The organism is Microcella sp. (assembly GCF_033763155.1).
Taxonomy (GTDB): domain Bacteria; phylum Actinomycetota; class Actinomycetes; order Actinomycetales; family Microbacteriaceae; genus Microcella.
Window position 1 is genome coordinate 1 of record NZ_JANRKZ010000133.1, and the last position, 2,135, is coordinate 2,135.

At 69.0% G+C, this 2,135-nt stretch carries 2 protein-coding genes; one reads left to right on the plus strand and one right to left on the minus strand.

Features of this window, described 5'->3' with window-relative positions; all coding sequences use genetic code 11:
• Positions 1–892 (plus strand): bifunctional phosphoribosylaminoimidazolecarboxamide formyltransferase/IMP cyclohydrolase (purH, locus tag SFU54_RS05670; RefSeq protein ID WP_319015324.1); only part of this gene is annotated, 892 nt, incomplete at its 5' end.
• 7 nt (positions 893–899) lie between these two features.
• Here purH and SFU54_RS05675 read toward each other — a convergent pair.
• The coding region (locus tag SFU54_RS05675) for a HipA domain-containing protein (RefSeq protein WP_319015325.1) at positions 900–2,135 on the minus strand (1,236 nt) is incomplete at its 5' end.

Sequence of the window (2,135 nt, forward strand, 5' to 3'; positions counted from 1 at the left end):
GCGCTACGGCGAGAACAGCCACCAGCACGCCGCGCTCTACCGCGCCGACGGAGCCCACGGCATCGCGCAGGCCACCCAGCTGCACGGCAAAGAGATGTCGTACAACAACTTCGTCGATGCCGACGCGGCCGTGCGCGCCGCGTACGACCACGAGGCTCCCGCCGTCGCGATCATCAAGCACGCGAACCCGTGCGGCATCGCCGTGGGGGCATCGATTGCGGATGCTCACGCAGCGGCGCACGCGTGCGACCCTGTCTCGGCCTTCGGGGGAGTGATCGCCGCCAACCGCGTCATCACGCGCGAGGCCGCCGAGTCGATCGCGCCGATCTTCACCGAGGTCGTCGTCGCACCCGGCTTCGAGCCTGGCGCGCTTGAGGTGCTGCGCGAGAAGAAGAACATCCGCCTGCTTGAGCTGCCCGCAGGGTTCGCGCTTGGCGACGTCGAGCTGCGCCAGGTGAGCGGAGGGTGGCTGCGGCAGAGCGCCGACCGCGCGTTTGCGTCAGCCGACTCGTGGCAGCTGGTCTCCGGCCCCGCCGCCTCGGTAGAGCAACTGGCCGACCTCGAATTCGCGTGGCGCGCGTGCCGAGCCGTGAAGTCGAATGCGATCTTGCTGGCCTCGGGCGGAGCATCCGTCGGCGTGGGCATGGGCCAGGTGAACCGGGTCGACTCGTGCCACCTCGCCGTGTCGCGCGCGGGCGATCGCGCGCGCGGATCGGTTGCGGCGTCGGACGCGTTCTTCCCGTTCGCTGACGGCCTGCAGGTGCTGCTCGACGCGGGCGTTGAGGCGATCGTGCAGCCCGGCGGCTCGGTGCGCGACGAAGAAGTCATCGCGGCGGCCCAGGCAGCCGGCGTGACGATGTACCTCACGGGCGAGCGGCACTTCTTCCACTAGCCGCGCGTCAGGGGGAATCTGCGTCGACGCGAGGCAGCATCATGAGCGGAACATGCGAACGGATGCGCGCCGGGGCGCCGTCAAGAAGGTTCTGCACTTGGCGGCGAATGTAGCCGGGCACGTGCGCCTTGATGCTCGCGTCGGCATCTAGGGTACGCGTACCCTCGATGAGCCCGTGCAGGGTGGCGCCGATGATCTCGCGGGCATGGTTGTCGGCTATGCCCCAGGCAACTGCTTCTGCCGCGAGGTCATCGACGGTGACGTCGGGCTGCCGGCTCTGGCCGTTCACGCGCATCGCGAGCTGTTCGCCGGCGTCGTAGCGAAGCGCGAGCGGGGCGATGTCATAGAGGGGCGCGAGGCGCGTGCCGCCGCGCTCGTCGTGGAGGAGCGAGTAGTTCTTCGCGTGGGCGTCGGTGTTGCCGATAGCGACAGTTGCCGTGACGTAGCGCAGCAATTGGTCTCGATCAACGCCCGGCCGGAAGATCGTCGCCGTGTCGTCAAGTTCGGCGGCGATCGCGGCGAGATTCGCCCGCGGGTCATGCCACTCAAACTTGTTGTTTCCATGGGCGGGCAGGCCGAGTGCTTGAGCAAAGTCTTCCTGGTGCATCCGCTCGATCGTGCCCGATGCCGTTCGGCGACGGTCGTAGCGTTCGACGACGAGCACGGCCAGGTCGTCGAGCTGCTCGACCCATGCCTCGAATGGTGAGAGGCCGAGCTCGCGCGTGAGCGCGAGGCAGTACGCCTCGGCGTCGACCGTAGCGCGCAGACTGATCGGCACGGGCTTGAGAATGTGGGTGGATGCGATGTGGCCGTTGCCGCGCATCCACTGCCCGTCGACGCGGGTCAGGGTGAGTTTGCGCTGAAAGCCGGGCACCGCCGAACCTCCGCCCCCGACGAGAAAGCCGGGCGCCTGGCGCAAGAGTTCGCGCACGTCGGCGGGGGTGAGAGCTTGCGGGTCGAGTGGTTCGCGGCCGTCGCCGATTCGCAGCGCACCCACCAGGTCGGCGCCGACCGCGGCAAAGATGCCGACCAGATCGTCGCTGCCAACCTTGAGTTCGCGCGCGAGTCGGTTGAGATGCTCGCCCTCGGGCAAAAGCCCGCCGAAGAACGACTGCGTCGCGTCGGAGTCGGTGACGCCCACGCGCAGGTGCCGCGACAGCACGGCCGAGTTCAGCCGCCACGGGGTGGGCTGCGCCCACACCATCAGCGGGCGGCCGTCGGGGCCGTCAGTGAGGGCGCCGAT